Genomic DNA, 24,424 nt, shown 5'->3' on the forward strand with positions numbered 1-24,424 from the left:
TCCAGGTAAGACAGGTAGCCTCGCTCGGCATGAAGTGGCAGCGCACAATCAACGGAGCGCTGGCCAGGTACACAGGATTCCAGCTCAACCGAGTAGGTAAAGCGGGGCAAGTGGCGGCGCCCAAGCCCGCCCCGGAGAGGCGGCCGCAGTCGCCGTTCCGCCCGCCCGCCGATCCCGAGACCGACCGCCTCGTCAAGGCGCCGGTGTTCATCATCTCGCCGGTGCGATCGGGCTCGACGCTGCTGCGGGCGATGCTCAACGCCCACCCCGACCTGCACGCTCCCCATGAGCTGCACGTACGCCGGTTGCGCGTGGAATTCGATACCTCGCTGGCGGAGAAGGCCATGGAGGCCCTCGGGCACAACAGGGCCGACCTCGAACACCTGCTGTGGGACCGCGTGCTCCACCGCGAGCTGGTCCGCAGCGGCAAACGGTTCATCGTGGAGAAGACGCCGGCGAACGCGTTCGCGTACGAGCGGCTGGCGGCCTGCTGGCCGGACGCGCGGTTCGTGTTCCTGCTGCGCCACCCCGCCTCCATCGCGGCCTCCTGGTACGAAGCCAGCCCGGGCAAACGCACCCGCGACGAGGCGGCGGCCGACGCCCTGCGCTACATGAAGGCCGTGCAACGGGCCCGCAAGGCCCTGTCCGGCCTGACCGTGCGCTACGAGGAGCTGACCGCCGAGCCGGAGAAGATCGGGCGCGGCATCTGCGACTTCCTGTCGGTGCCGTGGTCGCCGCAGCTCCTGTCCTACGGCAAGCCCGAGGTGGTCACCAAGGGCTTGGGCGACTGGAAGGACAAGATCCAGTCGGGCACCGTGCAGCGCGGGCGCGACCTGCCCGGCGCCGACGAGATCCCCGACGTGCTCAAGGACATGTGCCGGACCTGGGAGTACCTCTCGTGAAGATCCGCTACATGCTGCTGCACGCCTACGGCATGGGCGGCACCATCCGCACCGTCGTCAACCAGGCGCACGCCATGGTCGAGGCGGGCCACGACGTCGAGATCGTCAGCGTGGTCCGCCGCCGTGACGAGCCGCAGTTCGCCATCGACCCGCGGGTGCGGCTGTCCGCGCTGGTCGACCAGCGCGACGGCATCGCGGCCGACTCGCTGGCCCGCAAGGTGTGGCGGCGCGCCCGTGGCAAGATCGTCCCGTACGGCGAGTTCGCCGCCGAATACTTCACCGAGCGGGTGGAGGGGGCGGTCATCGACTACGTCTCGGAGCTGCGCGACGGCATCCTCGTCACCACCCGCCCCGCGCTCAACCTGATCGCCGCCCGCCGCGCCAACGCCGGCGTGATCCGGGTGGCCCAGGAGCACATGAACCTCGCCTCCTACCACGAGGCCGTACGCGAGCAGATCGGCCGCCACTACGGCCGCTTCGACGCCATCGCCGTGCTCACCGAGACCAGCCGCCGCGAATACACGGAGCTGCTGTCCGGCACCCCTGTGATCCGCATCCCCAATGCCGTCCACATGGACCAGCGCAAGCACACCGAGCAGAGCAACCCCATCGTGATCGCGGTGGGGCGGCTGGTGCCGCAGAAGGGCTTCGACATGCTCATCCCGGCCTTCGCCGCCGCGGCGGCCGAGCATCCGGGGTGGAAGCTGCGCATCTTCGGCACCGGGCCGTCGAAGGAACGGCTGCAGGAGCGGATCAACGAGAGCGGCATGCGCGACCGCATCAAGCTCATGGGACGCAGCAACCGCATCCACGAGGAGCTGGCGAAGTCGTCCGTGTACGCGCTCAGCTCGCGCATCGAGGGCCTGCCGATGGCCATGATCGAGGCCATGGGCCACGCCCTGCCGATCGTCGCCTTCGACTGCCCCACCGGGCCCGCCGACGTGCTGACCCCCGGCAAGGACGGCATCCTGGTGCCGCCCAGAGACGTCGACGCGCTCGCCCGGTCGCTCAGCCACGTCATGGGCGACCGCGACCTGCGCGTCCGCCTGGGCGCCGCCGCGGCGGAGACCGCCCACGGCTACACGCCCGAGGTCGTCATGCCCCTCTGGGAGAAGCTCTTCGCCGCGCTGGCGGCGGGCGCCCCGCTCACGGACCCCGCCTGGGCGGCCCGCTGAATGACCGGCCGCCCTGTGCGGCCGGTCTCTGCAGCCGGTCTGTGCGGCCGGTCTGTACGGCTTGCCGAAGCATTTGCGAGCCCATAGCCATTGACGCGACGTTCGCGGAAAGCATCCCGGTGTGCGGAACGTCGAAACGGTGCTGGCCGGTCTGGACGCCGCCAGGCCCGGCCTGGAGGAGCTCTACCGCGGCCTGCACGCCCACCCGGAACTCAGCCACCAGGAACACCGCACCGCCGCCAAGGTGGCCGACGAGCTGCGCGCCCTCGGCTACGAGGTGCACTGCGGCATCGGCGGCACCGGCGTCGTGGGCGTGCTGCGCAACGGCGCGGGCCCGTGCGTGCTGTCCCGCGCGGAGCTGGACGCGCTTCCGGTCGAGGAGGAGACCGGCCTCCCGTACGCGAGCACCGCGACCGACGACACCGGCCGCCCGCTCATGCACGCCTGCGGCCACGACCTGCACATGGTCTGCCTCCTGGGCGCGGCCCGCTTGCTGTCACAGGCCACCGGCGCCTGGCGGGGCACGCACGTGGCGCTGTTCCAGCCGGCCGAGGAGACCGGCGACGGCGCCCGCGCGATGCTCGCCGACGGGCTGACCGAGCGCGTGCCCAGGCCGGAGGTGTGCCTGGCCCAGCACGTGCTGCCCTATCCCGCCGGCCAGGTGCTGACCCGCCCCGGCGCGGTGCTGTCGGCCGCCGACGACTACCGCGTCACCCTGTACGGCCGCTCGGCCCACGCCTCCACCCCCGACCGGGGCGTCGATCCGGTGGTGCTGGCCTCGATGCTGGTCGTGCGGCTGCAGACGGTCGTCGCGCGGGAGGTGAGCGCGCTGTCCCCGGTGGTGCTCACGGTCGGCAGCATCCATTCCGGTACGAACCCCAGCAACATCCCGGAGCGGGCCGAGATCCAGATCAACGTGCGGACGTACCGGGAGGACGTGCGGCGGCGCGTCAAGGACGCCGTCACCCGCATCGCCCGCGCGGAGAGCGCCGCATCCGACGCCCCTCGGCCGCCGGAGATCGACCACTTCGGCATGTTCCCGCCCACGGTCAACGACGAGGCGGCCACCGCGAAGGTCGCCGCCGCCTTCTCCGCCTGCTTCGACGGCCGGGCGGTGCCGCTCGACCTGCAGACGGCCAGCGAGGACTTCAGCGAGATCCCTGACGCGTTCGGGGTGCCGTACACGTACTGGGCGTTCGGCGGGGCGGATCCGGCCGCGTACGAGGCGGCGGCCGGACGCGACACGATCGCCGCCGACGTCCCCGGCAACCACAGCACCCGCTTCGCCCCGCCGATCCGCCCCACGTTGGACACCGGCGTGCAGGCGGCCGTGGTCGCGGCCCTCGCCTGGCTGGCTTCTGACCCGTCGACAAGCTGAACTGCCGAGAGCACCTGGACGTTTCTCGTCTTTCACCACAGAGTCCAGCAAAAACCAATTAGCCGACGGAAGCCGTGGACGGCGAGATCGGCCGCACCGCGGCCTCAGGCCAGTTCTGGATTCAACGCCCCTGAGGCCGCTCGTCGCCAGGCCAGGCGGCGGCCGGGCTGGGCAGCGGCCAGGCTGGCGAGGGGAGCGGCTATTGGCCGATCATGCCTGGTCATACCGGAAGTCGCGGGCAAGGTGCCCGATGGCGGACGCGGCTGGGAGCAGCTCGCAGGTCCTCGTGAAGGGCCATTTTCGCGCTAAATGAAAAGCCACATGTCCCGAAAAATCGGTAAATGTGGCTGCGCTCGCGACGCCCGCCTTATCGGGAAATGATTGTCGTTATTGCCGCGCACACGTACGCTGTCCCTGACCTTTCAAAGAAAGGACATCTGGTGCGCAAGGCCCTGATCCCGTTACTTGTCACCATCCTGGTGGTGTTCTCGGCCCAGCAACTCCTCACCCCCGTCCTCGCCCCGCTCTCCCGCGAGCTGCACCTGACCGAGACCCAGCTCGGGCTCGTCGTCACCGCCGCCGCCACGTCCCTGACCATCGCCAGCCCGCTGTGGGGGATGGCGCTGCGGCGGCTCGGCTTACGCCTGGTGCTGCTGTGCGGGCTCGGCCTGGCGACGGCGGGCATGACCGGGTTCGGGGTCGTCGCCGCGGCGGGGCTCGACGGCCACCTGTCCTCCCCCGTGCTGTTCGGCCTGCTGCTGGTGACCCGCAGCCTGATCTTCGGCGCGGGCCTGGCCGCGCTGCCGGTGGCCACGCTCGCCGTCGCCGCCGCGAGCACCACCACGCAGGCCGAGCGCACCCGCGCCACCGGGCTGATCGGCGCGGCGCAGGGGCTCTCCCTGGTGCTCGGCCCGGCCGGCGGCGGCGCGCTGGCCGTGGTCTCGCTCATGCTGCCGCTCTACCTGGCGCCTGTCGTGTGCCTGCTGCTCACGGTGTGGGTGCTGGTCACCGTACGGCCGCCGGCGGCGCCCGCTCCCCCGCCCGAGCAGCCGGTGGCGCGGCTGCGTCCGTGGGACGCGCGCATGTGGCCGCTGCTCGCGATCGGCTTCTGCCTCTACCTGTCGCTCGGCCTGGTGCAGGTGATCGTCGGCTTCCTGCTGGCCGACCGGCTCCACCTGGGGCCGCAGGAGACGGCGGGGGCGGTGGGCGTCACGCTGGTCGCGGCCGGGCTGGTGCTCGTGGCCGTGCAGGGCGCGCTCATCCCGGTGCTGCGCTGGCCGGTGCTGCGGCTGATGCGGGCCGGCGCGCCGCTCACGGCGGCGTCCTTCGCGCTGCTCGCCGCGGCGGACACGCTCTGGCTCACCGTCGCCGCGTTCGTGCTGCTGGGGCTGGGGCTCGGGCTGGCGGCGCCGGGCTTCACCGCCGCGCCGACCCTGGTGGCGGGGCCGGGCCAGCACGCCTCGGTGGCGGGGCTGGTCAACGCCACGATCGGCACCACGTTCATCGTCGGCCCGCTGCTCGGCACCGCCCTGTACGAGGTCGCCGCCGTCCTGCCGATCCTGACCGCGCTGGGCGCCGCGACGACGGCGCTCGCCCTGAGCTGGCTCTCCCCCGCCGTCCGCCAGGCCGTCCCCGTGACGCCCTAAGGGCAGGCGGGGCAGCCCGTCCCGGCCGCCAGCCTCGACACCGTCTCCTCGACCAGGGCGACCCGCTCGTCCGGCGGCCCGGCCGGCACGTCGATGAGGTGGTAGCCGAACTCCCGGTAGGTCTCCTCGTGGAGGCGTTCGAACTCCAGGGACTCCTCGAAGGTGATCCTGCGGGCGTCGGTCGGCTCGCAGAAGCCGAGGTTGCGGACGAAGAAGACGTGCCGGTCGTAGACCCCTTCCCGGGCCATCCGCTCGATCTCGGCGGTCAGGGCGGGCGGGACGGGATGGCCGACGTACATGGCGAGCGCGTGCGTGCAGACGGGCGACCGGTCGAAGAACCGCACGGCGACCCCGTCCAGGCCACCCGCGCCCGCGGCCGGGCCAGGGCCGCCACCCGAGCCCTCGGCCGGAGGCCCGCCTGAGCCCGCGTCCGCCTGCTCCTGTCTGCGGCGTTGCAGGTCGGCGACCTTGCCGACGAACGCCGGCCGGGTCCAGGGCTCGGCGTCGCCGCGAGCCTGCTCGGCCGCGATGACCGCGGTGGCCGCCTCCTCGACGGTGCCGTGGCCGCGCGCGGCCAGGCCACGCAGGATCGTGGTCTTCCCGGCCCCGGGGGTGCCGGTGAGAATGTAACGCATCGTCCTCGCATGATCGCAGGGGTGGGCGCGGCGGCCCACCCCGGGGTGTGCGGTCAGATCTCGTCCACGCTGCTCGGCTCGCGCCGGGACAGGTCGATGCCGAGCTCCTCCGCCGCGCGGAAGACGTCCTCGTCGGTGTCGCGCATCTCGATGGACATGCCGTCGCTGGAGAGCACCTCGACGTTGAGGCACAGCGACTGCATCTCCTTGATGAGCACCTTGAACGACTCGGGGATGCCCGGCTCGGGGATGTTCTCGCCCTTGACGATGGCCTCGTAGACCTTCACCCGGCCGAGAACGTCGTCGGACTTGATGGTCAGCAGCTCCTGCAGCGCGTACGCGGCGCCGTAGGCCTCCAGGGCCCACACCTCCATCTCGCCGAACCGCTGGCCGCCGAACTGGGCCTTACCGCCCAGCGGCTGCTGCGTGATCATCGAGTAGGGGCCGGTGGACCGCGCGTGGATCTTGTCGTCCACCAGGTGCAGCAGCTTCAGGATGTAGATGTAGCCCACCGCGATCGGGTAGGGGAACGGCTCGCCGGAACGCCCGTCGAACAGCTGCGCCTTACCGGTCGCCTGCACCATCCGGTCACCGTCGCGGTTGACCAGCGTGTTGCCGAGCAGCCCGATGATCTCCTGCTCGCTGGCGCCGTCGAAGACCGGCGTGGCGACCTTCGTCCACGGCTCGGCCCGCTCGACGCCCTTGTCGCGCAGCTGCTCGGTCCATGCCTCCTCGATGCCGGAGATGTCCCAGCCGCGGGCGGCGATCCACCCGAGGTGGGTCTCCAGGACCTGGCCGACGTTCATCCGGCCGGGCACGCCCAGCGGGTTGAGGATGATGTCGACCGGCGTGCCGTCCTCGAGGAACGGCATGTCCTCCACGGGCAGGATCTTGGAGATGACGCCCTTGTTGCCGTGCCGGCCGGCCAGCTTGTCGCCGTCGGTGATCTTCCGTTTCTGGGCCACGTAGACGCGGACCAGCTCGTTGACACCCGGAGGCAGCTCGTCACCCTCCTCGCGGGAGAACACGCGCACGCCGATGACCTTGCCCTGCTCGCCGTGCGGCACCTTCAGCGAGGTGTCGCGCACTTCGCGGGCCTTCTCACCGAAGATCGCGCGCAGCAGCCGCTCCTCCGGCGTCAGCTCGGTCTCACCCTTGGGCGTCACCTTCCCGACGAGGATGTCGCCCTGCACCACCTCGGCGCCGATGCGGATGATGCCGCGCTCGTCCAGATCGGCGAGGGCCTCCTCCGAGACGTTGGGGATGTCGCGGGTGATCTCCTCAGGGCCGAGCTTGGTGTCGCGGGCGTCCACCTCGAACTCCTCGATGTGGATCGAGGAGAGCACGTCGTCCTGCACCAGCCGCTGCGACAGGATGATCGCGTCCTCGTAGTTGTGGCCCTCCCACGGCATGAACGCCACCAGCAGGTTCTTGCCCAGCGCCAGCTCGCCCTCGTCGGTGCAGGGCCCGTCGGCGATCACCTGGCCCGCCTCCACCCGCTGGCCCTCGGCGACGATGGGCTTCTGGTTGAAGCTGGTGCCCTGGTTGGAGTGCTTGAACTTGGCGACCCGGTACGTGACGTGGGTGCCGTCGTCGTTGGCCACGGTCACGTAGTCGGCGCACACCTCCTCCACCACGCCGGCGGAGGCGGCGAGGATGACGTCGCCGGTGTCGGTGGCGGCGCGGTATTCCATGCCGGTGCCGACCAGCGGCGCCTCGCTCCTGATCAGCGGCACGGCCTGGCGCTGCATGTTCGCGCCCATGAGGGCCCTGTTGGCGTCGTCGTGCTCCAGGAACGGGATCATCGCGGTGGCCACCGACGTCATCTGGCGCGGCGAGACGTCGATGTAGTCGACCTCGTCCGCCCTGGCCAGCTCGAACTCGCCGCCCTTGCGCCGCACCGACACGTACCGCTCGGCGAAACCGCCGTCCTCGGTGAGCGCCGTGTTGGCCTGGGCGATGACGAAACGGTCTTCCTCGTCGGCGGTGAGGTAGTCGACCTGGTCGGTCACCCGGCCGTCGACGACCTTGCGGTAGGGCGTCTCGACGAAGCCGAACGGGTTGATCCTGGCGTAGCAGGCGAGGTAGCCGATGAGGCCGATGTTGGGCCCTTCGGGGGTCTCGATCGGGCACATCCGGCCGTAGTGGGACGGGTGCACGTCACGGACCTCGAACCCGGCCCGCTCCCGCGACAGACCACCGGGGCCCAGCGCGGACAGGCGGCGCCGGTGGGTCAGCCCGGACAGCGGGTTGATCTGGTCCATGAACCCCGACAGCTGCGAGGTGCCGAAGAACTCCTTGAGCGCCGCCACCAGCGGCCGGATGTTGATCAACGTCTGGGGCGTGATGGCCTCGACGTCCTGCGTGGTCATGCGCTCGCGGACGACGCGCTCCATGCGGGCCAGCCCGAGCCGGACCTGGTTCTGGATGAGCTCGCCGACGCTGCGCAGGCGGCGGTTGCCGAAGTGGTCGATGTCGTCGGTCTCGACCACCACGTCGCCCCGCGCCCCCGGCATCGACTCCTCCCCCGCGTGCAGGCGGAGCAGGTAGTCGATCATCGCGGCGATGTCGTCGACGGTGAGCGCGCCGTGGGTGATGTCGGCCTCGACGCCCAGCTTCTTGTTGATCTTGTAGCGGCCGACCTTCGCGAGGTCGTAGCGCTTGGGGTTGAAGTAGAGGTTCTCCAGCAGGGTCTGCGCCGACTCCTTGGTCGGCGGCTCACCGGGCCGCAGCTTGCGGTAGATGTCGAGCAGGGCGTCGTCCTGGCCGGCCGTGTGGTCCTTCTCCAGGGTGGCCCGCATCGACTCGTACCGGCCGAAACGCTCCAGGATCTGCTCGGTCGTCCAGCCGAGCGCCTTGAGCAGCACCGTGGCGGGCTGCTTGCGCTTGCGGTCGACGCGTACGGCGACGTTGTCGCGCTTGTCGATCTCGAACTCCAGCCAGGCGCCCCGCGACGGGATGACCCGGCAGCCGAACAGGTCCTTGTCGGAGGTCTTGTCGATGCTGCGCTCGAAGTAGACGCCCGGCGAGCGCACGAGCTGCGACGACACGACGCGCTCCGTGCCGTTGACGATGAACGTGCCCTTGGGCGTCATGAGCGGGAAGTCGCCCATGAACACCGTCTGGCTCTTGATCTCACCGGTGGCGTTGTTGATGAACTCGGCGGTGACGAACATCGGGGCGGAGAAGGTCATGTCCTTCTCCTTGCACTCGTCCACGGAGTGCTTGGGCGGCTCGAAGCGGTGGTCGCGGAACGACAGCGACATGGTCCCCGAGAAGTCCTCGATGGGGCTGATCTCGTCGAAGATCTCCTGCAGGCCCGACTGGGCGGGGACGTCGGTGCGCCCGGCCTGACGGGCCGCCTCGACACGGGCGCTCCACCGCTCGTTGCCGACCAGCCAGTCGTAGGACTCGGTCTGCAGGGCGAGCAGATGGGGGACTTCGAGAGGCTCCTGGATGCGGGCGAAGGAGACGCGGCGGGGCGAACCGGTGGGCAGGGCGGAGGTGCGCGAGGCTGCCAAGTGAGGTCCTTCCGAAGGGCACGGATGGGTAGGAGCTCCACGCATGCCAAACGCCCCGTCGATCGCGAGGGCGAAAGCGGGACGTCACGGCAGCGTGAGGAAAGCAGCGTAACGCAAAAGGGAAACGGCTGTCCACCACTAGTGATGGTGTCAACCCTCCGTGCCGCTTTCACTATGTCATGGCGGGGTCGGCCCGTCAACCGGCGGCGGCGTTCGTGTCGCGTGTCCCCTCCGGCCCGCGCTCCGGCCCGCGCTCCGGCCCGCCCTGAGGAGGCGGGCCGGAGGGGCCGAGGTCAGGCGCAGGTGTAGCCGGACGGGAGTGCGGTGTCGCCGGACGGGCGGTTCACCTGGAAGCCGGCGCTGCCGGTGGAGGCGCCGGGAGCCAGGGCGCCGTTGTGTGCGACGTTCCTGATGGTGACGGTCTGACCGCTGACGGTCGTGGTGCCGTTCCAGGAGCCGGCGAGCTGGTGCCCGGCGGGCAGGGTGAAGGTGACCGTCCAGCCGTTCATCGCCGAGGTGCCGGTGTTGGTGATGGTGAGGGGCTGGATGACGTACCCGGTGCTCCACTGCGTCTGTACGGTCGGGACCGCCGTGCAGCCACCGCCCCCCGAGCCCGGCTGGGTGGTGACCTGCACGGTGCCGGAGACCGGCGAGGTGTTGCCGGCCGCGTCCCGGGCCCTGACCTGGTAGCGGTAGGTGGTGGCGGGGGTCAGTCCCGTGTCGGCGTACGAGGGGGTGGCCGAGGTGCCGACCTGCGCGAACGTGCCGCCGCTCGCGCCCGTCGCGCGCAGGACGTCGTAGCCGGTCACGCCCGTGTCGTCGGTGGCCGCCGTCCAGCTGAGCGAGGTCCCGGTGGACGTGGTGCCCGACGCCACGAGACCGGCCGGGGCGGTGGGCGGGGTGGTGTCGTCGCCGCCATCGCCGCCGTCGCCGAGCGTGGGCGTCTGCCAGTCGCGCCACTCGGCCAGGTTGCCGCTCTTGTTGGCGGCGATCCGCATGGAGCCGGTGTAGCTGCCGGCGTTGAGCAGGAACTTCTGGATGTTCTGCTGCAGCGGCGTACGCCACTCCGACCGGCTGGCGCAGTGGGTGCCGTCCTGGACGGCCGACCAGTACGTGATGTTGCCCCCGGCCCCGAGCGCCTTGTAGATCTCGGCGCCGCCGAGCGCGGCCACGCTCGCGGACCTGGCGGCGAGCCAGTCGATGTGCGGGTTGTCCATGATGAACAGCCCGCGCGGCGCGATCATGCCGACCACCGAGTGGGTGTCGACGGGCAGCCGTGTGGGGCTGCCGGTGAACGAGCTGAACGCGTCCCCGAGCCACGGCTGCTCGGAGTAGGCGCTGCTCAGCGGCTGGGCGCCGCTCTCGCCCTGGATGGCGCGGAAGGCGGCCACACCGCCGCTGCCCGACTCGATCGGCATGGTGAGCGCGATGCGCTGGTCGAACGCGCCGACGACGAACGCGCCCTTGCCGTAGCGCGAGCAGCCTGTGACGCCGGTCGCGTCGGACCGCAGGATGCCGCCGCCTGACTGTTCGAGCACGTCGATGATGCGGCTCACGCCCCAGGCCCAGGCGGCGAGTATGCCGGTGGAGCTGTTGGCGCCGTAGATCGTGTAGAAGGCGCCCTGTTTGTTGTTGCGCGGGGTGCCCTCCCTGCCGACGGCGAGGGGGTCATAGGTGATGACGGCCGCGCCCGCGGCCTTGATCGCGGCGGTGTCGGCGCCGAACCCGCCGAGCACGACGACGGCGGGGAAGGGGCCCGTGCCGCTCGGCAGGTCCACGCCCGCGGAGAAGGAGGCGTTCCTGCCGTTGTGCGAGACGTTGACGGTGATGCCGGTCCGTGACACCGTGCCCGTCACGCTGGACGGCTTGGCCGGCTTCTCGCCGTAGACGAACTTCTCCGCCAGCCTCTTGATCTCCTCGCGGCGGCAGCGCCAGTCGGACTTGGTGGTGATGCGGGTGCCGTTCAGCTTGGTGAAGGGGTCGGGCAGCCGGGAGACGGTGGGTAAGGAGCCCGCGTCGGGCAGGCCGGGGACCTGGCAGTCGGCGCCCTCGTTCTCGGCTCCGTCGGCCGCCACGGCCGGTGCGGGCGTCGCCGCCACCGCTCCCGCGGCGGCGAGCGTGGCCGCCAGCGCCAGCGCGACCATCCTGAAGCCGATCGTGGAGCGGGCCAAGCTGGTGATCACTGGAGGGCTCCCTTCCGGGTGGGGTGTTGGCGATCAGTGTGCGAACGCCGCCGAAATGTGTCAATCACCACCCGAAAAGTTTCGGCGTCAACGCCTTCCTCCGCTGCCCTGACCTGCCTATCTGTCGCTCCCGATACCGAAATTATCGGAAATTAGGTGAAACTAAGGAGCGTCAGTGACGGATTGCGGATCCACCAGCCGGCTGGGCTTCAGGCAGCGCATGGGCAGCCGCTCCCCGGAGGGCCCTCCCCGGCCGTGCCCGTCGCCGGGGCGGCTCTCCGCCGGCTTGGCCAGCGGGAGGCGGAGCACGAACCTGGCGCCCGCCGGCGAGTCCTCGACCCGGAGGCTGCCGTGGTGGGTGTGCGCGATGTCGCGGGAGATGGCGAGGCCGAGCCCGCTTCCGCCGGGATCGCGGCGGCGGCCGTCGTCCAGGCGGACGAAGCGTTCGAAGATGCGCTCGCGGTGCGCGGGAGGGACGCCGGGGCCGTCGTCGGTGACCGCGAGCACGGCCTGGCCGTCCCCCACGGTCAGGGTCACGTCCACCCCGGAGCCGGCGTGGCGCTGCGCGTTGGCCAGGAGGTTGTTGAGCACCCTGGCGAGTTGCACGCGGGACCCGCGGACGACGACCTCTTGCTGCGCCTCGACCGCGATGGGCACGCGGCGGGGCAGGTTGGCGACCTCGGCGCGGATCAGGTCGGCGAGATCGACGGACTCAGGCGGTGCGGGGTCGCCCTGGCGCAGGCGGGCCAGCTGCAGCAGGTCGTCCACGATGGCCTCGAGCCGGTCGGTGGAGGCGAGCGCGTTGCGGATCGTCTCGTGCGGGTCGATGTCGCCGGGATAGTGGACCGCCTCCTCCAGTTGGGTGCGCAGCCCCGCGATGGGGGTGCGCAGCTCGTGGGAGGTGGTGGAGGCGAAGCGGCGCTGCTGCTCGACGGCGTCCTCCAGGCGGGCGAGCGTCTGGTTGGCCGTGGTGGCGAGCTGGGCGATCTCGTCGTCCCCATGCGGTACGGGCACCCGCAGGCTCAGGTCGCTCACCGTGATCTCGGAGATGCGCGACCTGATCGCCGCGACGGGCCGCAGGGTGCGCCCGACCAGCGTCCAGGTCCGGTACGCCGTCATGCCCACCAGGAACGCGATCGCGCTCCCGATGGCCAGCTCCAGGCCGCCTCCCGAGATCAGCTCGGCCTCGGGCCTGGCGGCGTAGACGACTCCGGCGTCGGCCTCGGGGGTCAGCCTGATGGCCATCAACGCCAGGCAGTTGCCCTCCGGCCGGCATTCGACGGAGTGCTGAAACCTGTCGTCGGGCGGCGGCCGCTTCCAGCTGAGCGGGACGGTCGAGGACGCCTGCTTGCTGGCGTCCACCACGCGGTGGCGGGCGTCGACGACCTGGATGAGCTCGACGGGGGCGTACGCGGGGATGGGGCGCGGCAGCACACCGCCGCGCGCCGTCGCGCTCCACTGGCTGGCCACCCGTTCGACCTGCTCGAACGCGGTGGTCTGCAGCTGGTTGCGGACCACGAGATCCAGCGTCGCGCCGAGCGCGCCGAGGATGATGAGGGAGAACACGGCGGCGGCCACCGTGTACCTGGCCCGGATGGAGTTCTTCCACGACCTGGTCATAGCCACAGTGTCATAATTATCCCTTTTCAAACACAATACACGTTATGTCCGTTTTATACGCTGGGCGTATGGACGTGCAGCTACGCCAGCTCCGCGCCTTCGTCGCGGTCGTCGACGAGGGCACCTTCACCGACGCGGCGATCCTGCTCGGCGTCTCGCAGGCCGCGGTCTCTCGTTCCGTCGCAGGACTGGAGGCCACGCTCGGCACCCGCCTGCTGGATCGCTCGAACCAGCGCGTCACGCTCACGGGCGCCGGCGGCCGGATCGTCACCCGCGCCAGACGCGTGCTCGACGAGGTCGACCGCCTCGAACGCATCGCCCAGGAGGCACGCCCCGAGCTGCGCGTAGGCTACGCCTACGCCGCCCTGGGCAAGCACACCCGGCACCTGATGAAGGCGTGGGCCGTCGCCCACCCGGCGGTGCCGCTGATGTTCGTGCAGTCCAACACGCCGACGGCGGGGCTCAGCGAAGGTATCGCGGACATCGCCATCATCCGCCGCGCGCTCGTCGACGAGCGGTTCGACATGGCCTCGGTGGGCTGCGAGGCCCGCTACGCCGCCGTGGACACCGAGCATCCGCTCGCCAGGCGCCGCTCCGTACGGCTGGAGCAGCTCGCCCGCTACACCGTCGCGATCGACAAGCGCAGCGGCACCACCACGCCCGAGCTGTGGCCGGCCACCACGCGCCCGCGGACCAGGACCGTGGACGGCGTGGACGAGTGGCTGACGATCATCGCCGGCGGCCAGGCCATCGGCGTCACGGCGGAGGCCACCGCCAACCAGAACCCGCGCCCGGGAGTCGCTTACCGGCTGGTCACCGACGCACCCCGCATCGACGTGCGGCTGGCCTGGTGGAAGGACGACCCGCCACCATGCCTCGACACGCTGCTGGCGATGATCCGCGAGCTGTACACCGCCGCGCCGCCCGGCCTGCCCCGGCAGCGGGTGCCCATGGTCGTCCAGTCGCGAGCGCGCGGACGTCACTAGCGTCACGGAAGGAGACCGGAGATGATCTCGGCCGTCGTCATGCCGGGGCCTGGCGCCCCGCTGGAGCCGCGCGCGTACGAGCGGCCCGACCTGGAGCCGGGGGCGGTGCTGCTCAGGACGCTCGGCAGCGAGGTGTGCGGCACCGACGTGCACCTGTGGGAAGGGCGGCTGGCCGGCGTGCCGTACCCGATCATCCCCGGGCACATCTCCGTGGGCAAGGTGGCGGAGCTGGGACCCGGGGCTCCGGCGCGCGACATCTGGGGCGAGCCGCTGGAGATCGGCCAGACGGTCACCTTCCACGACGTGCACGGCACCTGCGGCCAGTGCTGGTACTGCACGGTCGCGCACGCCACCACCCGCTGCCCCGAGCGCAAGGTCTACGGGGTGACGATGCCCGCCGACGAGGGCCTGTTCGGCGGCTGGGCCGAGTACGTCCACCTCAAGCCCGGCGTGCACGTGGTGGCCCTGCCGCCCGACCTCGACTGGCGGGCCTTCCTGGCGGGCGGCTGCGGCCTGCCGACCGCGCTGCACGCGGCCACGCTCGGCGAGATCGCGTTCGGCGACACCGTGATCGTGCAGGGCACCGGGCCGGTCGGGCTGTGCGCGATGGCGCTGGCGCAGCTGCGCGGAGCCGGGCAGGTGATCGCGATCGGCGGCTCGCGGGTGCGGCTGCAGGCGGCCGGCCGGCTCGGCGCCGACCTCGTGCTCGACATCGACGCCATGACGCCGGACGAGCGCCTGGAGACGGTCAGGGACGTGACGGGCGGCCGGGGCGCCGACGTGACCATCGAGGCGACCGGCGTGCCGGCGGCGGTGCCCGAGGGCATGCGCCTGACCCGCGACGCCGGCCGGTACGTCGTGGCAGGCCAGTACACCGACACCGGCGACGCCACGTTCAACCCGCACCGCGACCTCAACCGCCGCCACCTGGACGTGCGCGGCTGCTGGGGCAGTGACGCGGGACACCTCTGGCGCGGCGTCCAGGTGCTGGCCCGCTACCAGCGCCTGTTCCCGTGGGCGAGCCTGGTCAGCGGCGAGTACGACCTGCGCGACGCGCAGCGCGCCTTGGAGGACGTGGCCGCGCAGCGGGTGGTCAAAGCGCTGATCGTCCCCCGGGCGGGGCGGCCGTAGACTGCCGGGCGTGAACATCTGCGTCTTCTGCTCCGCCGCCGACCTCGACGACCGCTACACCGTGCCCGCCCGCGAGTTCGCCGGCCTGCTCGGCAAGGGCGGCCACACGCTGGTGTGGGGCGGCTCCGACTCCGGGCTGATGAAGGTGGTGGCCGACGGCGTGCAGGAGGCGGGCGGCCGGCTGGTGGGCGTCTCGGTGGAGTTCCTCGCCCATCTGGCGCGGCCCGGCGCCGACGAGATGGTGGTCACCCGCGACCTGGCCGAGCGCAAGGCGCAGCTGCTGGCCCGCGCCGACGCCTTCGTCATCATGGTGGGCGGCAGCGGCACGCTCGACGAGGCCACCGAGATCCTTGAGCTGAAGAAGCACGGCCTGCACACCAAGCCCGTGGTGCTGCTCAACACGGCCGGCTTCTACGACGGGCTCAGGGAGCAGTTCCAGCGCATGGAGGCCGAGGGCTTCCTGCCCGTGCCGCTCACCGAGCTGGTGTTCTTCGCCGAGGAGGGCGTCGGGGCGCTGGCGTACCTGGAGGAACAGGCCGGGACCCGCTAGACCACCCCGGCCTCCGAGCACGTCCGCCTCTGCGACCATGACGTTCATGTCCTTATCGTCCCTGGTCTCCGCCGCCGATTACCGTCCCGACGAGCCGCTCGTGGTAGGCGTCGCGCGGCGTGACGCGCCGCCCGTCCTCCTGGCCCAGGGGACGACCGCCGCCGGCGATCCGGTCACCACCACGACCCTCGTCTACGCCGCGTCCCTGTCCAAGCAGCTGACCGCCGCGTGCGCGGCGCTGCTGGTCGAGGACGGTGTGCTGGACGTGGACGCGCCGCTGTCGCGCTGGCTGCCCGAGTTGCCCGCGTGGGCGTCCGACGTGCGGCTTCGGCACCTCGTCCACCACACGGCGGGGCTGCCTGACGACCGCGACATCGACGCCGGCCACACCACGGCGGGGGTCCTCCGGGCGCTTGCCCACTTCCCTTCTCTGCCCCGCCGCCCCGGCACCGCGTACGCGTACTCCAACGCCGGGTACGTGTGCCTGGCCGTCGCGGTGGAGCGTTGTGCCGGGCGACCGCTGCCCGCTTTCGCCCGTGAGCGGCTGTTCGCGCCGCTGCGCATGACGCGTACCCGCTACTGGCCCGGCCCCTCTCCCGCGCCGGACGGGCCAGGGAGCGTCGCGCCGGTCGCCGGTCCCGCGCCACTCTCCCTCGGCGACGGCGGGGTGTGGACCACGCTCACCGACCTCCTGTGCTGGGGCCAGGCGCTCAACGCCGACGAGCCAGGCATAGCGCGGCTCGTCCAGACACCGGGGCGGCTCGACGACGGCACGCCGCTCGACTACGCCTGGGGCGTCGGCGTACGCGAACACGCGGGCCACCGCGTCTACCGGCACGGCGGCGGCTGGCCGGGGCTGCGCGCCCTGCACGCCCGTGTGCCCGCGCCCGGCCTGACGCTGGCCCTCGTCGCCCTCGACGACCGCACCGAACGCCGGGTCACGCTGATGGACGGCCTGCTGGACGCCTACCTCAGCTCGCCCTCCAGCAGCCCCATCATCAGGTAGTCGTAGCGCTTCCCCCTCGACCGGAACGCCTCACGCCGCCGCCCCTCCTCCACGAACCCGACCTTCCGGTACGCCCGCACCGCCGCGGCGTTGTCCGCCACCACCCACAGCATCAGCCGGTGCAGGCCCATCTCCTCGAAGGCGTACCGGCTGATCACCCGCACGGCGTCGGTGCCGTAGCCGCCGCCCCTGAAGTCGCGCTCGCCGATGGCGACGCTCTGCAGGACGGCCTCCCCGTGCACGAAGTCGGTGTCGCCGAGCACGACGTACCCGATGAACGTCTGCTCCTGGAGGGTCTCGATGCCGAGCTGCATCAGCTCGTACGTGTTGCGCGGCCGGTTCTGCCCCTTCTCCATGTTCTGGGCCAGCGAGATCGGCGGATCGCTGCCCATCCACCTGCCGACCTCGGGATCGTGGTACCACCGCCACAGCGCCTCGCTGTCGGCGGGCTCGAGCGCCCGCAGCCTGACGAGCTCACCGGTGAGCATCGCCACCCCCTCCTGTTCGAAAACGCCAGGTCTACCAACCAGCCAGGGAGGAGGACAACGCATTTTCTTGTGAGACGAACCCGTGCCCGCCGCTCTCACTTCGACTAAGCGGAATGTCATCGTCCACTAGTGTTCGAATCAGCAGGACGAAACACGAAGGAGATGCGTTCCGTGAAAGCAGTCGTGATCCAGGAGTTCGGCGCGCCCGAGGGCATGGCGGTCGTCGAGCTGCCCGACCCGAGCCCCGGCCGGGGAGAGGTGCTGGTCGAGATCGAGGCGACCGGGGTCGCCGGCGCCGACGTCTTCATCCGCAAGGGCGCCCCCGGCTTCGAGAAGGGTCACATCCCCGGCGGCGAGATCGCGGGCACCGTGACCGCGGCAGGGCCCGGCGCCGAAGCGTCCTGGGTGGGGCGGCGCGTATGGGCGTTCACCGGGGTGGGCGGCGGCTACGTCGAGCGGGCCGCCGTCCCGGTCACGGCGCTGCACGCCCTGCCCGGCGACCTGTCGGCCGTGGACGCCGTGGCGCTCGGCAACGCCGGCGTGGTGGCCCACTTCGGCCTGCGGCACGCCCGTTTCGAGCCCGGCGAGTCGGTGCTGGTGCGCGGCGCGGCGGGCAGCCTCGGCATCATGACGGTGCAGCTAGCCGCGCAGGCCGGCGCGAGCGCGGTGGCGGTCACGACGTCGTCGCCGGAACGCGGCGAGCGCCTGCGCCGGCTGGGCGCGACGCACGTGCTCGACCGCTCGGGCGAGGGGGACGGTCCCGCGGGCTTCGACGTCGTCATCGACGTCGCCGCCGGCCCCGGTCTGCCCGCGTTCTTCGCCAGGCTCAACCCCAACGGACGCATGGTGGCGGTCGGCGCGGTGGCGGGCATGCCGCCGGCGGACTTCGGCATGGAGATGTTCGCGGCGTTCCAGCGGTCGCTGTCGTTCGCCACCTTCAGCGCGAACACGGTGCCGGAGGCCGACCGGCTCCGCCTGACCGGCGAGCAGTTCGCCGCCGCGAGCCGCGGCGAGCTGACCCCCGTGGTGCACGAGCGGCTGCCCCTGGAGGAGGCGGTACGCGCGCACCGCGCGATGGACGCGGGCGAGGTGTTCGGCCGGATCGTGCTCACGCCCGCGAAGAGCTGACTCTTCACCGAAGATTTCTCCGGGTTCCTGTCACAGGGGCGCGTCCCACCCTGTCTTAGCTGGCGACCGGACGGCATGAGGAGCCGCCGGCAGGACGAAAGGGAACCGCATGAAGATCGTCGTCATCGGCGGAACGGGCCTGATCGGCTCGAAGCTCGTGGCCAAGCTGCGCGAGCACGGCCACGAAGCCGTGGCGGCCTCGCCGAACACCGGCGTCAACACCCTCACCGGAGAGGGGCTGGCCGAGGTGCTGCGCGGGGCTCAGGTGGTCGTGGACGTGTCGAACTCGCCGTCGTTCGAGCCCGCCGCCGTGCTGGCCTTCTTCGAGACCTCCACCCGTAACCTGCTCGCCGCCGAGGCGGAGGCGGGCGTCGGGCACCACGTGGCGGTCTCGATCGTCGGCACGGAGCGGCTGCCGGACAACGGCTACTTCCGCGCCAAGATCGCTCAGGAGCAGCTCATCGAGAAGTCGGGCATCCCGTTCTCGCTGGTGCACGCGACGCAGTTCTTCGAGTTCACGAAGGGCATCGCGGACGAGGCCACCCGCGACGACGGCCGCGCCCACATCGCGCCCGTGCAGTTCCAGCCCATGGCGGGCGACGACGTCGCGGCGGCCGTCGGCAGGACCGCCGTCGGGGCGCCGGTCAACGGGCGGATCGAGATCGCCGGGCCCGACCGGTACCGGATGGACGAGTTCTTCCGCCAAGCGCTGGCCGGGATGGGCGACACCCGCGAGGTGGTCACCGACCCGCACGCCCGCTACTTCGGCAGCGAACTGGAGGAGCTCTCGCTGGTCCCGCTCGGCGAGGCGGCGCTCGGCGAGATCCACTACCGCGACTGGGCCGCCCGCTAGGCCGGGGAGGAAAAAGCGATGAACGGCCAGGACGGCGAGGGCGAGTTCCTGTACGAGCTGCACGCCGAGGTCGACCTCGAGCTGATCGAGGTCGCGGCGAGCCATCCCGAGCAGGAGGAACGCCTGCCGATCGAGGAGTGGCTGTTCGACCCCGCGGACGCCGAGCGCGCGGCAGTCGGCCTGCGCGGCGTCCGCGACGCGGTCGAGGTCCTGGAGGACCTCCTCCTTCAGGACGAGTCCCCGGACGACGCCACCTGACCGTCAGGTGCCGCGGCGCCAGGCCGGCCCGGGGGCGGGCGCGAGCCTGCCCGGCGGTCACGGCGCGTGTCAGGAAACGGTACCTCTGGCTGTACCACCATTGGGGCGTACGCGGGAACGACGGGAGAGGGTCCCCGCTGGTGTGCTTGTCCTGTCCGTCAAGCACACCTCCCCAAGGGATTTCACAGACATGGCTGTCGACAGCACCCCCGGTCTCCAGGCCCCGCCGCGCCAGGGCGGGCTGGGCGGGCTCATCCGCCGCTACCCGCTGACCGGCTACTTCGTCCTGGCCAACCTGCTGAGCTGGGTCGCATGGCTGCCGTACGCGCTCTCCAACCAGGGCATGGGCGTCTGGGACTTCGACTTCCCCGCCCTGCTCGGCACGACCCAGCTCGCCGGAGTGCTGCCCGGCGCCTACCTCGGCCCGATCTTCTCCGCCTACCTGGTGACCCGGCTGACCGAGGGCAAGGAGGGCGTGCGCCGCTGGATCGGCCGCATGACGAAGTGGCGGGTGCACTGGGGCTGGTACGCGGGCGCCGCCCTGGGCGTGCCCGCCGCCCTCATCGTCGCCTCCCTGGCCGTCTCCGACGGCGCCGCGCAGGTGCCGCCCATGGTGCTGCTCGTCGCGTACATCCCGGGCCTGCTGCTCCAGATGATCACCACGGGTCTGGCCGAGGAGCCCGGCTGGCGTGACTTCGCGCTGGCCCGCATGCAGCGCAGGTACGGCCCGCTGCGCGCCACCGCCGTCCTCGGCCCGCTGTGGGGCGTGTGGCACCTGCCCCTCTACCTCACCGAGTGGGGCGGCTACCCGGACGTCACCTGGCAGCGGATCGGCATCTTCGTCATCTTCGCCAGCGCCTTCAGCTTCGTCATCACCTGGGTGTTCAACCGCAGCGGCCAGAGCCTGCCCCTGGTGATCGTGCTGCACGTCAGCGCCAACAACTTCATGTCGATCATCTACTCCGACATGTTCCCCTCGATCACCGACCCCGACAGCGCGAGCATGGTCACCCTGCTCGCCGGTCTGGGCGGGGCCCTGGTGGTGCTGATCGCCACGCGCGGCAAGCTCGGCTACCGCCCGGAGGCCGAACAGCAGCACTGAGATCGCAGCACCGCCGGGCGGGCGCGGCAGCCGGATGGGGCTGCCGCGCCCGCCCGCGTACGCTGCGATCATGGTGACGCACGAGCGGGAGATCACGACGGCCGTCGACCTGTGCCTGCCGGACGGGCGGCTCGACCCCCACGCGGTCGGCTGGACGCGCCGCCCGCTGCACCGCGCCAACCTGCGCGGCTGGGGCAGGACCAAGCGCTGGGAGTACTGGGGAGTGGTCACCCCCTCGCACGTGATCGGCCTGGTGGTGTCCTCGCTCGACTACGCGGGCGTGCACGGCCTGTACGTGCTCGACCGCGCGACCGGCGAGGAGCACGCCAAGGACGTGGTGGCGCCGCTCGCGCGCGGGACGGTCCTGCCGGAGCGCAGCGGCACGGGCCGGGTGTCGGCCCGCGCGGCCGGGCTGGCCGTCGACCTGGCGCAGGAGCCGGGCGGCAGCACGATCAGGGCGGTGACCGCGCAGGCCGAGGTGGAGCTGGAGGTGCCGCTGCCCGAGGGGCACGAGTCGCTGGGCGTGGTGGTGCCGTGGGGGCCGCGGCGTTTCCAGTACACGGTCAAGGACGTCGGCCGTCCCGTACGCGGCCGGCTCAGGCTCGGCGCGGCCACGTACGAGATCGGCGGGAGCGAGGCGTTCGCGGTGCTCGACCACGGGCGGGGGCGCTGGCCGTACCGCGCGGTGTGGAACTGGGCGGCGGGCAGCGCGCCCGGACGGGCGATCCAGCTCGGCGGCAAGTGGACCGACGGCACCGGGATGACGGAGAACGCCCTGTTCGTGGACGGGAGACTGCACAAGATCGGCGAGGAGCTCGCCTGGCACTACGACCGCGGCGACTGGACGAAGCCGTGGCGCATCACCGGAGAACGGGTGCAGGCGGTGCTCACGCCGTTCCACGAGCGGGTCGCCCGCACGGAGCTGGGCGTGGTGGGGTCGGAGACGCACCAGTGCTTCGGGCACTTCAGCGGCCGGGCGCGGGCCGACGACGGCGCCTGGGTCGATCTCGGCGGCCTGACCGGCTGGGCGGAGGAGGCCCGCCAGCGCTGGTGAGTCAGGGGTTGCGGCGGGCGATGGCGGTGTTGAGCGCGGTGGCGAAGACCGTCCATCCCGCGTACGGCAGCAGGGCCAGCGCGGCGCGCCGGTCGGCCGGCCAGGTCCGGCGGATGAGCAGCGCGTTGGAGGCGTTGAGCACGAGGATCTCGGCGAGCGCCAGCTTCGGGGTGCGGGTACGGAAGAACAGCGCCGGCCAGGCCGCGTTGAGCAGCAGGTTCGCGGTCAGCGCCCGCTTGAACGCCTGGCTGCGCTCGGGGCCGGTCTGGGAGACGGCACGGGCGCCCGCGTACGTGATGAGTCCGTACACCGGGGTCCAGACCAGCGGGAACGCCTGGGGCGGCGGCTGCCACGACGGCTTCTTCAGCCGTTGGTACCAGGTGGAGCGCGGGTCGGTGCCAAGCGAGCCGGCGACGGCGGTCGCCGTCACCGCGAGTGCGGTCTTCAGGAGGACTTTGCCTTTCATGGCGTTGCCCCTGCCCCGCCGGCGCCCTTCGACGCGCGCCGTCGAGGCTGGGCCCCGGGCCCGGCCGGCGTCAACCGGCCCGGGGCGAGGGCGGGGTCCGGCCGGGGGTCGCCATTCCCACCGGCCAGGCCGTGGCCCGGCGGCCCTCTTCTTTCAGGGCCGCGCGTCCGGGCGAAGACAGCTGATCAACGCTGGACGATCTCCACGATAGGCAGGCGTTCGTCGCCCCGGCCACCGAATATTCGCGGGCGTCATTCGCCGGCGCCGGCGCGGCTCTCCGGCGTCTCCACGCGGAAGCGCGGCAGCGACTCGGGGAAGTTCTCCCTGACGTAGTTGACGAGGAACTCGCGCACGTCGCACTTGAGGTCCCACGACGACGGCGAGTCGGCGGCGCTCATCAGGGCCCGCAGCTCGACCAGTCCGTTCGGCAGCACCTCGGTGACCTGGAGCGTCCAGTCCTTCTGGTCCCACAGCGGGTTCTCCTGGAGGAAGGCGTAGAGGGCCTCACGCAGCTTGGGCACCGGCACCGACCAGTCCACCCGCAGGTACACCACGGCGAGCACGCGGCTGCCGTGGCGGGTCCAGTTCTCGAACGGGTTCTGGGTGAAGTACGAGACCGGCAGCACCAGGCGGCGCTCGTCCCAGAGCCTGAGCACGACGTACGTCAGCGTCAGCTCCTCGATGCGCCCCCACTCCTTCTGCACCACGACCACGTCGTCCAGCCGCAGCGCGTCGCTGAAGGCGAGCTGCAGCCCGGCCAGCACGTTGCCGATGGTGGACTGGGCGGCGATGCCGACGACGGCGCCCGCGATGCCGGCCGAGGCGAGCAGCCCGGCGCCGAGCGCCCGCACCTGGGGGAAGGAGAAGAGCATCGCGCCGAGGGCGATGACGATGACGACGGCGGCGGCGATGCGGCGCACCAGCCCGATCTGCGTCATGATGCGCCGGGCCCGCCGGTTGCGCTCGCCCTCGACCTGCACGAGCCGGTCGAGGATGACGTCGGTCAGCGCGTACGCGGCCTGCACGATGAGCCAGGTGACCACGGCGATGGTGACGAGGCCGAGCGCCTGTTGCACGGTCGCGCCGAGGGCCCGCTCGGAGGGCGAGTCGCCGAACATGCCGGGCCCGAACACGAGGTTGAACGCGACGATCGCGGCCGTCAGGAAGGCGGGCCACGTGCAGTGCTCCACGAGGTGCTGGGCCAGTGCCCACTTGCGGCCGGCCCTGTTGAGCAGGCGCCGGGCCACTTCCACCAGGAGGATCGAGCCGACCACCGAGATCAAAAGGATCGGCCAGTCCGCTGGAGACTGCACGTTTCTTGCCCCCTATGTCTTAGAACGTCTCGTCAAAACTCACATTGCCCTCAACCGCCACCTGGTACGCAGAGACACGCCGTTCGAAGAAGTTGGCCAGCTCCTGCACGTCCTGCAGCTCCATGAACGCGAAGGGGTTGGCCGAGCCGTACCTGCGGGGCAGGCCGAGCCGGGCGAGCCGCTGGTCGGCGACGTACTCAAGATATTGGCGCATCTGGCTCACGCTCATGCCTGGCATGCCGTCGCCGCACAGGTCGGCGGCGAAGGCCAGCTCGGCGGCCACGGCCTCCTCCAGCATCTCGGTGACCTGCTTGCCCAGCTCGTCGTCGAACAGCTCGGGCTCCTCGGCCCGTACGGTGTCCACCACGCTGAAGGCGAACTCCATGTGCATGGACTCGTCCCTGAACACCCAGTTCGTCCCGGTGGCCAGGCCGCCGAGCAGCCCGCGCGAGCGGAACCAGTAGACGTAGGCGAAGGCGCCGTAGAAGAACAGGCCCTCGATGCAGGCGGCGAAGCAGATGAGGTTCAGCAGGAACTGGCGGCGCTCGGCGGCCGTCTCCAGCCGCTGCAGGCCGCCGATCGAGTCGATCCACTTGAAGCAGAACTCCGCCTTGTCGCGGATCGACGGGATGTGCTCGATCGCGGCGAACGCCTTGACCCGCTCGTCCGGGTCGGGCAGGTAGGTGTCGAGCAGCGTCAGGTAGAACTGCACGTGCACGGCCTCCTCGAAGAGCTGCCTGCTCAGGTACAGGCGCGCCTCGGGGGCGTTGACGTGCTGGTAGAGGTTGAGCACGAGGTTGTTGGCCACGATCGAGTCGCCGGTGGCGAAGAAGGCGACCAGCCGGTTGATGAGGTGCCGCTCCTGCGGCGTCATCCTCGCCAGGTCGGCGAGGTCGGAGTGCAGGTCCGCCTCCTCGACCGTCCAGGTGTTGCGGATCGCGGCGCGGTAGCGCTCGTAGAAGTCGGGGTAGCGCATGGGCCTCAGGGTGAGGTCCATGCCGGGGTCGAGCAGCATGTCGCGGGGGCTCC

The 24,424-nt window shown here is 71.5% G+C and carries 21 protein-coding genes; 13 read left to right on the forward strand and 8 right to left on the reverse strand.

Annotation, left to right across the window (positions count from 1 at the left end):
* Positions 1-29 precede the first annotated feature (29 nt).
* The 4 genes from AB0K12_RS06560 (at position 30) to AB0K12_RS06575 (ending at position 5,101) form a co-directional block, all read left to right on the forward strand.
* Positions 30-902 carry a sulfotransferase gene (locus AB0K12_RS06560; RefSeq protein ID WP_364556186.1) on the forward strand — a complete coding sequence of 291 codons (873 nt, stop codon included), beginning with the start codon at positions 30-32 and terminating at the stop codon, positions 900-902.
* Positions 899-2,077 (forward strand): glycosyltransferase family 4 protein, encoded by a 1,179-nt coding sequence (locus tag AB0K12_RS06565; RefSeq protein ID WP_364556187.1) that lies wholly within the window; start codon positions 899-901, stop codon positions 2,075-2,077. Before AB0K12_RS06560 ends, AB0K12_RS06565 begins: the two co-directional genes overlap by 4 nt.
* 121 nt (positions 2,078-2,198) lie before the next feature.
* On the forward strand, positions 2,199-3,455 hold the full coding sequence (locus AB0K12_RS06570; RefSeq protein ID WP_364556188.1) for an amidohydrolase: 1,257 nt from the start codon (positions 2,199-2,201) through the stop codon (positions 3,453-3,455).
* Between the two features lie 440 nt (positions 3,456-3,895).
* The gene (locus AB0K12_RS06575; protein ID WP_364556190.1) at positions 3,896-5,101 is read left to right on the forward strand and encodes an MFS transporter; all 1,206 of its coding nucleotides are present in this window, start codon (positions 3,896-3,898) and stop codon (positions 5,099-5,101) included.
* Here the strand turns inward: AB0K12_RS06575 and AB0K12_RS06580 are convergent.
* The 4 genes from AB0K12_RS06580 to AB0K12_RS06595 form a co-directional block, all read right to left on the reverse strand.
* On the reverse strand, positions 5,098-5,736 hold the full coding sequence (locus tag AB0K12_RS06580; RefSeq protein ID WP_364556192.1) for an AAA family ATPase: 639 nt from the start codon (positions 5,734-5,736) through the stop codon (positions 5,098-5,100). The genes AB0K12_RS06575 and AB0K12_RS06580 overlap by 4 nt on opposite strands.
* Positions 5,737-5,789: 53 nt before the next feature.
* Positions 5,790-9,257: a DNA-directed RNA polymerase subunit beta gene (gene rpoB / locus AB0K12_RS06585; protein WP_364556193.1), complete on the reverse strand. Its 3,468-nt coding sequence runs from the start codon at positions 9,255-9,257 to the stop codon at positions 5,790-5,792.
* A gap of 293 nt (positions 9,258-9,550) precedes the next feature.
* Positions 9,551-11,440, reverse strand: coding sequence for a cellulose binding domain-containing protein (locus AB0K12_RS06590; protein ID WP_364556195.1), 1,890 nt, complete (start codon positions 11,438-11,440; stop codon positions 9,551-9,553).
* Between the two features lie 162 nt (positions 11,441-11,602).
* Positions 11,603-13,060 carry a HAMP domain-containing sensor histidine kinase gene (locus AB0K12_RS06595; protein WP_364556197.1) on the reverse strand — a complete coding sequence of 486 codons (1,458 nt, stop codon included), beginning with the start codon at positions 13,058-13,060 and terminating at the stop codon, positions 11,603-11,605.
* A 68-nt stretch (positions 13,061-13,128) separates the two neighbouring features.
* Between AB0K12_RS06595 and AB0K12_RS06600 the strand changes: the two genes are divergently transcribed.
* The 4 genes from AB0K12_RS06600 to AB0K12_RS06615 are packed head-to-tail and all read left to right on the forward strand — an operon-like array spanning position 13,129 to position 16,733.
* Positions 13,129-14,046 (forward strand): LysR family transcriptional regulator, encoded by a 918-nt coding sequence (locus tag AB0K12_RS06600; protein ID WP_364556199.1) that lies wholly within the window; start codon positions 13,129-13,131, stop codon positions 14,044-14,046.
* Between the two features lie 21 nt (positions 14,047-14,067).
* Complete coding sequence (locus AB0K12_RS06605) at positions 14,068-15,177, forward strand: zinc-binding dehydrogenase (protein ID WP_364556201.1); 1,110 nt, start codon at positions 14,068-14,070, stop codon at positions 15,175-15,177.
* Positions 15,178-15,187: 10 nt separating this feature from the next.
* A complete protein-coding gene (locus tag AB0K12_RS06610) occupies positions 15,188-15,727 on the forward strand; it encodes a TIGR00730 family Rossman fold protein (protein WP_364556203.1) in 540 nt (179 codons plus the stop codon).
* Positions 15,728-15,773: 46 nt separating this feature from the next.
* Positions 15,774-16,733 (forward strand): serine hydrolase domain-containing protein, encoded by a 960-nt coding sequence (locus AB0K12_RS06615; RefSeq protein ID WP_364556205.1) that lies wholly within the window; start codon positions 15,774-15,776, stop codon positions 16,731-16,733.
* Here AB0K12_RS06615 and AB0K12_RS06620 read toward each other — a convergent pair.
* Positions 16,694-17,221, reverse strand: coding sequence for a GNAT family protein (locus tag AB0K12_RS06620; RefSeq protein ID WP_355427313.1), 528 nt, complete (start codon positions 17,219-17,221; stop codon positions 16,694-16,696). The genes AB0K12_RS06615 and AB0K12_RS06620 overlap by 40 nt on opposite strands.
* Before the next feature lie 171 nt (positions 17,222-17,392).
* Between AB0K12_RS06620 and AB0K12_RS06625 the strand changes: the two genes are divergently transcribed.
* The 5 genes from AB0K12_RS06625 to AB0K12_RS06645 all read left to right on the forward strand — a co-directional run bounded on the left by AB0K12_RS06625 (position 17,393) and on the right by AB0K12_RS06645 (position 21,616).
* A complete protein-coding gene (locus tag AB0K12_RS06625) occupies positions 17,393-18,349 on the forward strand; it encodes a zinc-binding dehydrogenase (RefSeq protein WP_364556207.1) in 957 nt (318 codons plus the stop codon).
* A gap of 109 nt (positions 18,350-18,458) precedes the next feature.
* Positions 18,459-19,202 carry an SDR family oxidoreductase gene (locus AB0K12_RS06630; protein WP_364556209.1) on the forward strand — a complete coding sequence of 248 codons (744 nt, stop codon included), beginning with the start codon at positions 18,459-18,461 and terminating at the stop codon, positions 19,200-19,202.
* 18 nt (positions 19,203-19,220) lie between these two features.
* The gene (locus AB0K12_RS06635; protein ID WP_364556210.1) at positions 19,221-19,460 is read left to right on the forward strand and encodes a hypothetical protein; all 240 of its coding nucleotides are present in this window, start codon (positions 19,221-19,223) and stop codon (positions 19,458-19,460) included.
* A 190-nt stretch (positions 19,461-19,650) separates the two neighbouring features.
* A complete protein-coding gene (locus AB0K12_RS06640; RefSeq protein ID WP_364556212.1) occupies positions 19,651-20,562 on the forward strand; it encodes a CPBP family intramembrane glutamic endopeptidase in 912 nt (303 codons plus the stop codon).
* A gap of 70 nt (positions 20,563-20,632) precedes the next feature.
* On the forward strand, positions 20,633-21,616 hold the full coding sequence (locus tag AB0K12_RS06645; RefSeq protein WP_364556214.1) for a DUF2804 domain-containing protein: 984 nt from the start codon (positions 20,633-20,635) through the stop codon (positions 21,614-21,616).
* A gap of 1 nt (position 21,617) precedes the next feature.
* On the opposite strand, the gene AB0K12_RS06650 is transcribed toward AB0K12_RS06645, so the two are convergent.
* The 3 genes from AB0K12_RS06650 to AB0K12_RS06660 all read right to left on the reverse strand — a co-directional run bounded on the left by AB0K12_RS06650 (position 21,618) and on the right by AB0K12_RS06660 (position 24,410).
* On the reverse strand, positions 21,618-22,082 hold the full coding sequence (locus AB0K12_RS06650) for a TspO/MBR family protein (protein ID WP_364556216.1): 465 nt from the start codon (positions 22,080-22,082) through the stop codon (positions 21,618-21,620).
* Positions 22,083-22,333: 251 nt separating this feature from the next.
* The gene (locus AB0K12_RS06655) at positions 22,334-23,395 is read right to left on the reverse strand and encodes a mechanosensitive ion channel domain-containing protein (RefSeq protein WP_345386694.1); all 1,062 of its coding nucleotides are present in this window, start codon (positions 23,393-23,395) and stop codon (positions 22,334-22,336) included.
* A 19-nt stretch (positions 23,396-23,414) separates the two neighbouring features.
* Positions 23,415-24,410: a ribonucleotide-diphosphate reductase subunit beta gene (locus AB0K12_RS06660; protein WP_364556219.1), complete on the reverse strand. Its 996-nt coding sequence runs from the start codon at positions 24,408-24,410 to the stop codon at positions 23,415-23,417.
* Positions 24,411-24,424 lie beyond the last annotated feature (14 nt).

It is taken from the genome of Nonomuraea sp. NPDC049419, assembly GCF_040676995.1.
GTDB classification, from domain to species: Bacteria; Actinomycetota; Actinomycetes; order Streptosporangiales; family Streptosporangiaceae; genus Nonomuraea; species Nonomuraea salmonea.